Below are 9,507 nucleotides of genomic sequence, written 5' to 3'. Positions count from 1 at the left end.
CCAAATCTTAGCTTAACAGCAACCTAGCTCTGTTGACAAAGAGCCAATGTCTGCTAGGGCTTGCTTACAATTTAGCCAGAGGCAGAGACTGCTATTTCCCATACCTACCCCAAAACTTATTTTTTAAATGCTTCCCAGTCCTTCATAAACTGTGCTATTCCATTGGTAGTCAGTGGGTGCTGCGTCATTTTTTCAAATAAATTATCCGGAATGGTTGCAATGTGAGCACCAAGTTTTGCAACAGCTTCAACATGCGCTGAATTACGGATACTGGCTGCGATGATTTCAGCTTCAAAATCATAAATATCAATAATCGTGCGCAAATCTGCAATCAGTTGATAGGCATCTGTTCCGATATCTTCCAAACGTCCAACAAAAGGACTGATGAAGGTAGCTCCAGCTTTCATAGCCATGAGTCCTTGAGAAACTGTAAAAATCAAGGTAACATTCGTTTTAATTCCCTCTTTTGAAAGGACGGAGACAGCTTTTAGGCCTTCCGTTGTCATTGGAATTTTGACAACAACGTTATCAGCCCATTTAGCAATATCACGTGCTTCCGCAATCATTTCAGGCGCTGTCAAGCCAGTAACCTCTGCACTAACAGGACCACTTATAATATCACAGATTTCTTGAATAACCGTTTTAAAATCGCGTCCTTCACGTGAAATAATTGTTGGGTTAGTTGTTACGCCATCCACAACCCCTAATTCATTAATCGCTTTGATAGCTGCCACATTCGCTGTATCTAAGAAAAATTTCATACCACATGTCCTCCTCCGCTTCTTTATTTAAGCGTTTATAAAAATAGCACTTGTCACAACAACAAGTAGAATAAACACAACAATGGTCATCATGAAGGCCATTCCGCCAAACTGACAAATTTTACCTAAAATACACATTGGAATTCGATAATCCCTGACCGTAAAGCTCTCTTTTACGAATCAAGAAGTGGAAAATTACAAGTCACAACCAACTCAACTGGAACAATTTGGGCCCCAACCATACGTACACCTTAGAGGTCAGCAAATCCGAACGTCAGGGCACCTGATTCTGCTGCTAAAACACTGTAGGCACAATCATCAATAACACGTTCGAGCTAGCTGAGTCACATAAGAGACCAAAGGACTTTAAACTATTCAAATCTTCAGTTGATGTTGATTCGTCAGTAGCTAACTTACCGACTCACCCTGTTACTACATAAGCAGTTTTCCTATGACAACGTCATCATTTCCAGTTATCTACTTCAAAGATTATGAAAAAACAACCTCTCCATCAAGAAACTTAGCGAAAGCCGAACGATAAAGAGATGCTCTTTACAGATTATCAATTCCTCTTTTCCATTATAGCACAAAAGCACAAAATTAAAGCGTTTTCAAAAAAGGCTGGAGGAATCTACAAGGGTCAGATTGGCAAGACTCATTCTAAAATCTGTTCTTGTCTTTGAGCTGGCATAAATATATCATCTTATCTTGTAATCGTTTTTAGTATGTCATGAATTTCTTAAATTTTCCAGTTCCTAGTGGACAATTGTATGATTCACCACTCGCAAATAAAAAAGCTGCCCAGTCGTAAAGGCAGCTATTCTTAGATAGAAACTACTATGATTAATCTTTTTTGAGACTTCCTGATTTTGTCTGAGTGCGAGCATAAGCCAGTAACAGCAAGGTTCCCGCCACAGCAACGGTCAAACCATTGGACAGAGTTGCTACAAAGCCTTGAACAAAAACCTTATTGACTGGTTCGCTATAAATCAATACATCCCCGATTGGAGCGACCAAGAGCCAGACAAAGGCATTCGCCAAAAACTGGATGATATTGAAGCTAATGATATCTTTAACTTCAAAGACACCTTCTGCCACTCGAATCCGTTTTTTAAATAAACCAACAATGAAACCAAAGAGTGCACTGGCGATAATCCAAGACCACCAGAGACCATAGCCAGCCATGGCATCTTTGATAACGTGGCCAATCAAGCCCATCAGGAGGCCGACAAGTGGACCAAAGACGACGCTAAAGAGTGCCTGAACGGCATACTGCAGCTGAATACTCGTATTGGGCACTGGTGTCGGAACACTGATCATACCAATGACTGCGAAAAGTGCAGCTCCAATTCCTGTTGCAACAACTTCCTTAATGGTAAACTTTGTATCTAAAAATTTCTTATTCATTTTCTTCTCCTTTAATTTTCTATGCGCTTAATCTCAATATGCCATTGGGCACCGACGCCCACATTATAGGCCTTGGCAAAGGAACCTTGGTTGATAGCCAAACCAACCCGATAAAGTGAATTGATATAGAGAATCGGCTGACCGATTCGGACATCCGCAAAGGATTTGCCATAGGTCACTTGATTTTGATAGACCAGCATGTCATTGTTGTAAATAGTGACTTCAAAGCGGTCGCCAAAGTTCGGTTCCAACGTGCAGAATTCCTCACGAGTAATCGAAGTCCAAAGCGAGCCAAAGCGAACATCTAAAATATCAATAGCACCACCAACAAAATTCTCCGCCAGCCTTGTTTCTACAACAGGAATTTCGACAATTCCTTCGACACTCAGCTCTGGGCCAACTTCCTCAAAACTGATGTGACCACTAGCCAGCTTAGCACCTGTATAGGCATAGACATCCCGACCATGGAAAGTATAAGAATGCTCGGTATTCTTACGGCGGTTCTTCACTTCAGAAATCTCACGAATGGCTACGATGCCGACATGTTTTTTGATAAAGGATAGCGTTCCATTGTCAGGGGTCACGATATATTGATTTTTACTGGTCTTGGCAACCACACTTTTACGTTTGGAACCAACACCTGGATCTACGACCGAGACAAAAGTCGTTCCTTCTGGCCAGTAGTCCACTGTCTGAAAGAGCCGATAACTTCCTTCAAAGATGTTGTAAGGGGTGATGTCATGGGTCAAATGTTGGATTTTTAGCGTCGGCGATTCCTCTAAAGCCACTCCAATCATAGCTGATACAGCCCCATCTACCAGACCGAAGTCCGATTGCAGAACTAATAGATTGTTCATTTTATTCCTCCTAGGCTTGCTCGCCTATCTTTTCCAAGTCCTTTAATCTTACCAAAATTAGGCTCTTTTTGCTATAGCTTCAGCCATAAAAATTTTTTATAAGAGAACATTTCCGAAAGATATAGCCTTCCAATTGCCAACTTCCCCCTAAAAGAAAGAACATCGTCTGCTATCTGGCCCAGTGATTCTCCGTCATAGGAGAACGACTGCCCTTTACTTTAAGACCTGCTCCTGGCTAAAGACAAATGTCGCACCTAGGATATGATATGCTGCTATTGCCAAAGCTTTTTAAACCACGTTTGTCCCACAGCTTTTGTCGATTTATCTACTCAATCGTGCAAACTGATTTGCCACTTCCAGGAATCCCGCATCATGTCTTCCAAGCTTTTTTCAGCTATCCAGCCCAGTTCTTTTCGAGCTCGACTGGCATCAGAAAAGCAAGTCGCAATGTCGCCAGAACGACGCGATGTGATACTATAGGGAACTATTACCTGATTGACCTTTTCAAAGACTTTGATCAGATCTAGCACACTATAGCCCTTACCTGTACCAAGATTATAAATTACACTTCCTTGGCTTATTAGATTTTGTTTGAGGGCTAAGACATGGCCTTTTGCTAGGTCAACAACATGAATATAATCACGTACGCCCGTCCCGTCGGGTGTATCATAGTCATCACCAAACACCTTCACTTCCTTTAATTTCCCAGCCGCAACCTGTGTAATATAGGGAACTAGATTATTAGGAATTCCTGTTGGTGCTTCTCCAATCAAACCACTGGAATGAGCTCCTATGGGATTAAAGTAACGGAGAATGGTCACTGACCATTCTGGATCTGACTGCGCTATATCATTTAAGATTTGCTCAATCATCAGCTTGGTTTGTCCATAAGGATTGGTCGCTGATGTGGGTAAATCCTCTGTTAAAGGGGATTGATTATTCATGCCATAAACCGTAGCACTGGAACTAAAAACAATGTTTTTCACATGATGCTTGACCATTACTTCCAGCAAAGAAAGGGTACCAGAAATATTGTTATGGTAATATCTCAGAGGTTGCTCTACAGATTCCCCAACAGCCTTAAAGGCAGCAAAATGAATGACCGCCTGAATATCATTTTCATAAAAAACATTGTCTAAAAAATCTTTATTCAAGATTGATCCTCTGTAAAAAGGAATGTTTTGTCCTGTGATGGTTTTTAATCGATTCAGAACTTCGGGAGAACTATTAGAAAAGTCATCAACTAGAACTACCTCAAAACCAGCATCAAGCAATTCCACTATCGTATGGCTCCCGATAAAACCTGTTCCACCTGTTAATAAAATTGTCATAACTATTTACTCCTTTCAGAAGAATACAAAAGCTCTCAGCATACCCTAGGTCATCCACAGCTGTAAACGAGTATAGCTCATAACAGCTGTGGGAAAATAGGATAAATAACCAGATTAGCCGTGGTATTCACCATTATACTGGATAAGGGTAATGTCATTGATGTCCTCGATAGCTCGGATTTTATCCACAAAAGCCAGATTTTCATCCTTGCAGAATACTTCTACCGAAAGCTCCATTGCTCCCTTGCGGGCCGTTTTAGCTTTGATAAAATGCTTAATCTTGCCAAACGCTTGCAGGATCTTCTCCTCCGTTTCATCATGCTTGTAATGGATGACCGCGATGTAGACCTTGCCATGTTGCTGAAAATGGTGAAAAATCACAAAAAGTGCCACCATGACTACTGCTGCCACTATCGCTAGCAGGTACATTCCTGCGCCAACAGTGATTCCTGTTGTGATAGCCCAGAAAATATAGAGCAAGTCCATGGGATCTTTTATGGCCGTTCGGTAGCGCACGATGGAGAGCGCCCCCACCATACCGAGGGAAATGACGATGTTAGTGCTAATGGCCAGAGTGACCATGCAGGTTAGAATCGTCATGCCAACTAGAGTAATGGCAAAACTGCGGGAAAAAACGACCCCTGTATAAAACTGACGATAGATCAAATAAATTACTGCTCCCATAATAATAGAAATTAAAAGAGCAAGAAGGATTTGCCATAAATCCCTTCCTGAATAGGCACTAATAAATGATTTTTTTAAAACGTCTTCAATACTCATATTACTTCTTTCCTTTTTAAAACGATGTCTCAATTATCATACCAGTAACAATTAAAACCATGCCTGTAGAAGCTTTTATCATAGCAGAGGACATATTTGGACACTGCCGTGTACTCTGTCGCATCTGTCGGTATGATTTGCTTGATAATTTCGGGATAAAATTCGGTATACTTGACTTCCAGCACTAATTTCTCAGGCTCTAGAACCTCTAAAGTCGATAGAGAGTCATCAAAAATATCAAAACTTCCAACTGCAGCCCGTACATTCTCATCAAAAGTCACGCGCACCGTCCCTGTATCCAAAATCCAGGGCTCCCGCTCATAGTCCACGATGGTGCGCGGCCGCATCTGACGGGTCATGCATTCGACATAGAATTCCTGACAGAGGGGATAGGGGCTGGTCAAGAGAAAGCCATAATCCCCATCCAAGATTTTATAAAATTCTTCCTTGGTCAGTGAGGCCGATTCCTTATAAATATAAGCGCCATACTTGCGTTTTCGTTCCAGCTTGATGACATTTGCTGAAAAATTGTAAATCCGAATCCGATACTTTTTCCGAATGAGAACACCGGCTTGCTTGTCCTCATAGGAGCTATTCCAATAGTCGTCAAAATAAAGACTGCGAATGGTGTAACTTTCTTTTTGAACATGTTTGTCCAGCAGCATAAATTCTTTCAAGCGCTGGCGAATGAGGTATTTATCCTTTAGGGAAATCAGATACTTCTGCTCATGACGAAAGGTTTCCTTAATTTTCTTCATAGGTATCCTCGCTGATAGATTTGTCTGCATGAATATAGAAAGCTTTAACCCCGGATATCTTACCAATCTTATCTGTTACATAGTAATCAAAGGCATACTGTGATCGGCCCAAGGCATTGGTAGCTTTAACGCGGATAAAATACTGTCCTTCCGGCAGCATATCCATTTCAACATTCGTTAATGAGATATTTTCCTGTTTCAGAATCGTGTTTGAAAAATCAAAGTTTTTTGAAACTTCAACTGTATAGGTAATGTCTTCCGAATTGAAATCATAAGTTGACTCCCAGCCGATTTTGAGCTTATCACCACTCTTTTCTGGAGTCAAAATAAAGAACGGCATGGGTTTCTTAAAACTCTCATAATAATTTTTATAGTTGCTTTCAACCTCTGATGGGAGAGCGGATAGGATCTGCTGGTAGTTTTCTGAGGTGACTCCTAAATATGTCGAATCCGGTGTTTTCGTGATATAGGGATTGACTGCTGTTGCCAATTCTTTTGATAAAGATGAAATCCGATCATCTGTCAGGTAATTAGCCCGCAAATCTTCAATGGCTGCATCTAGAGCCTTGCGGAAATGCTTGGATTTCAAAGCCCGTCGAAAAAGCATATTCCCCCAATAGTTGCTGATTCCAGTTTCCCAATCAGCGTGGCCAGACAACCCCTTAATGCGATATTCTGTTTCAAAAAGCGACGTATCATTATCCCAAGAGATAATATACCAACGCTGAGCATTGAGAGGGCTATAGAGGTACATGTTCCGACTTTGAGTATCGCGATTGCCCATTAAGATATGAAAAGCCATCCAGTAAGAAAGATTTTCAATGTCGAAATTATTCTCCAAGACTTGGTCAAAATCAGTGGAAGGATCATTGATCTTTTTCATAATATCCAGCAGTTTGCTGTGGTCATTTGATCCTTTGATTTCTAAATACTGCTCAAACTTTTTTTCATCATAGCCTTTATCAGTAGTTAATTTGATAGCATTGTCGATGTTCATAAATTCAAAGTAATTGACTTTATAAAGCTGACCACTGCTATCTAGATTATGAGACTTCATTCCAGCTTTATTGAGCTGCTCCACCTGTGTATAAAGTCCATAATCAACAAAACTGTCTGGATTATCTCCTGTTTTGTCCTTGACATAAAGATGGACAAATTGGGTACGCAGGCTAACCAGCTGAGGAATATCCTGCAACAAAACATAAGCCATCATATTGCGGAACCGCAGACCCTCCGTTTGGTGTTTGTTGAGGTTAATCGTTTTTTGGCCATACCAGCTGCCCTTATTGTCTTTTATCTCGATTTTATAGTTTTTTTGCTTATTTTTACTGGACGTCTGTCCACGAATTTGGACAGTTGCATTTGGAACATTTTCACCATAGCCCAGTTCGCCAGACTGAGGGCCTTTTTCATCACCGATTTGCAGCAAACCTAGAACCTGATAGCGGTCTACGCCCATTTTAGCATAGTCATAAACAGAAAGGTTATTCACTTCTGCCCAAGAATGATTGGTGTTTTCAGCATCATTTCCTCTCATCACTGTCAAATACATAGTTTGGACGCTAGTTTTATCCATTGCTTGATAGATGGCTGGATTATCCGTCAGATGATAACTTTCCTCTGAAACACTTACCTCTTTTTGTTGATTGGTCACAGCAGGACTCTTTTTCTTCTTCACTGTCAGCGGACCGAACAGAAAAACCAAGACCACTGCCATTATCAAGAGGGTGACAACCAGCAGCAAGCTCTTCTTTTTTTTCATACATATTCCTTTCACAAGATACAAAGGGACGGTTCGGCTTGCCGAAACTTTCTGTAGGAAAACAGGAATATTCTACCGTGCTAGATCAACACAAGAAATTTTATCTTTTCTCCTAAGAAAGTAGTCCCGTATTCAATTTCACAAGATATAAAGGCTACTTTAACAGACAAGTGGATTCTCTAGAACTAGTCATAGTGGCGAAGTGGGAGAAAAAGCTTTGGGGAAACTTTTCGACCTGAACCTAGAGATACTAGAGTGAGGGAATCAAAACTCTTTGATTTTCTGAGCTTTTGCCCAGTCTCAAATTATGAATGAAGCTTCTCGCAAGAAGTGCTAAAGTAACCTCTAGAGGGGCATTAAAAGTACAGCTGAAGAAAACTTTATTTTCTTCAAAAGCACAGCTCCTAAGAAACTTTATCTTTTTCGCAAAGCTTTTAAGCTGTGTTCAGTTTCCATTAATGCAGTAGCTTTGTGATTGAGCTGCTCAGCCAAGCCTGTAAAAAAGCCAAGGCGCTCCCTTAAAAAGATAGGCTGCTTTCCAAGAACATGGTAGAGAAGCTGATTGCTTATTTTTTCTAAATCAAGCCAAACCAGTATGAAAAAGACAGCAGCTCCGATAAAAAAGCCAAAGCCATATAAGAGACTATTGAAAAATAAAACAAGAATAGTCGCCGAGAGAGTAGACACAGCAAAATAAATGCTGGCCAGATAATAACCTTTGATATTGCCAAAATACAGGGTTGAGAGGGCGATAACATTGGCTATTCCATATACAGCATAAGCTGCGCAGAGGATGCGAAAATACCCACTCATGGTATTATTAAAGCCCAACGGCAAAATATTTAGAATCACCGGTCCGACAGAAATTGCCACCAAGGTCACTAATAGCTGGACCCAGGCTGTTTTCTTCAGATTGTCCCCCAGACAGGTCAGCATAGCAGTCTCTGCTTTTTTCAGCTGCTGCAAGGTAGCCCCATGGGAAAAGCTGAGATAATAGCGACGGTAAGCTTTAAAAAAGTCCACTTCCAGATAAACAATGAAACTAACAGTCGTAGCCAGCATGGTCAAAGAGGCGATAAAAACAGTCAAATCATAATATGGTGCGATGTAAAACAAACCCTTGACTTGATGCCCAATCGGACTAAACCAAATGATTACAATATGCCCCAATAGTCCCAGCTGCGTACAGAACCCAATGACAGCCAGACGAAAAAATTGATCAAAGTAAACCAAGAAGTCAAATAGGTGGTCTTGGTTTAACTGGTGAGGAAAACGCTTATACAAAAGAATAGTTGACTGAATGAAGAAATTAGCATAGCCAAAAATAATTCCGCTAAGGAGGGCATGGACCGCCGACATACCTAGGAGCAAGAAAAGACCGCCCATGACAAAGGTTGTTGCAACGGTGACCAGAAAGATCCTGAAAATTTCCAAGTAATCTTTTAAGACGGTTAAAAAGTTCAAGGCATTCCAAGATAGGAGCAGTTCGCAAAAAAGAAACCAGGCCAAGAAGCCAGTCAGTAGTCCGACACCAAAGAAAATAGAAAGAAGGATGAAGAGACCATACAGGACGCCTCCAACCACCAACAGACTTAACTGACTTCCCCAGTAAGTCGTCAGCATATTGTCAATCTTTTTCTGATAGATTTGGTCAGACAGATACCTAGAAATCACCAGTGAAAAGAAACCATTGACTAAGAGGGAGCCCAACAACCCATAGGTAATAATAGATACGATAAGATTGCGGTCTGTCAGCAGCATTTGGGACAGTTCTGTCAAGGCATAAACTGCAATGAGGACTAACTCTCCCAACAATAGCGGTCCAACTGCCACAATGGCAGCATAAATAAA

8 protein-coding genes are annotated in these 9,507 nt (G+C 41.0%); all 8 read right to left on the bottom strand.

Annotated elements, in window-relative coordinates:
* Positions 1 to 116 precede the first annotated feature (116 nt).
* Positions 117 to 761, bottom strand: coding sequence for a fructose-6-phosphate aldolase (gene fsa, locus STRDD04_RS06575; protein WP_062200486.1), 645 nt, complete (start codon positions 759 to 761; stop codon positions 117 to 119).
* A gap of 843 nt (positions 762 to 1,604) precedes the next feature.
* Positions 1,605 to 2,168 carry an ECF-type riboflavin transporter substrate-binding protein gene (locus STRDD04_RS06570; protein ID WP_062200483.1) on the bottom strand — a complete coding sequence of 188 codons (564 nt, stop codon included), beginning with the start codon at positions 2,166 to 2,168 and terminating at the stop codon, positions 1,605 to 1,607.
* A gap of 11 nt (positions 2,169 to 2,179) precedes the next feature.
* Complete coding sequence (locus tag STRDD04_RS06565) at positions 2,180 to 3,025, bottom strand: SAM hydrolase/SAM-dependent halogenase family protein (protein WP_062200480.1); 846 nt, start codon at positions 3,023 to 3,025, stop codon at positions 2,180 to 2,182.
* Positions 3,026 to 3,354: 329 nt separating this feature from the next.
* Positions 3,355 to 4,356, bottom strand: a complete 1,002-nt coding sequence (gene galE, locus STRDD04_RS06560; RefSeq protein ID WP_062200478.1) for a UDP-glucose 4-epimerase GalE — start codon at positions 4,354 to 4,356, stop codon at positions 3,355 to 3,357.
* Between the two features lie 114 nt (positions 4,357 to 4,470).
* Positions 4,471 to 5,136, bottom strand: coding sequence for a DUF4956 domain-containing protein (locus tag STRDD04_RS06555; RefSeq protein WP_062200476.1), 666 nt, complete (start codon positions 5,134 to 5,136; stop codon positions 4,471 to 4,473).
* A 29-nt stretch (positions 5,137 to 5,165) separates the two neighbouring features.
* On the bottom strand, positions 5,166 to 5,894 hold the full coding sequence (locus STRDD04_RS06550; protein WP_062200472.1) for a polyphosphate polymerase domain-containing protein: 729 nt from the start codon (positions 5,892 to 5,894) through the stop codon (positions 5,166 to 5,168).
* Complete coding sequence (locus tag STRDD04_RS06545) at positions 5,881 to 7,656, bottom strand: CotH kinase family protein (RefSeq protein ID WP_062200469.1); 1,776 nt, start codon at positions 7,654 to 7,656, stop codon at positions 5,881 to 5,883. The genes STRDD04_RS06550 and STRDD04_RS06545 overlap by 14 nt, the downstream gene beginning before the upstream one ends.
* Before the next feature lie 414 nt (positions 7,657 to 8,070).
* A partial coding sequence (gene pelG, locus STRDD04_RS06540; RefSeq protein WP_231853903.1) for an exopolysaccharide Pel transporter PelG occupies positions 8,071 to 9,507 on the bottom strand: 1,437 nt, incomplete at its 5' end.

Origin of the sequence: Streptococcus sp. DD04 (assembly GCF_001578725.1) — a bacterium.
In the GTDB taxonomy this organism is placed as follows: Bacteria; Bacillota; Bacilli; order Lactobacillales; family Streptococcaceae; genus Streptococcus; species Streptococcus sinensis.
This window is presented reverse-complemented; position numbering and strand designations above follow the sequence as displayed.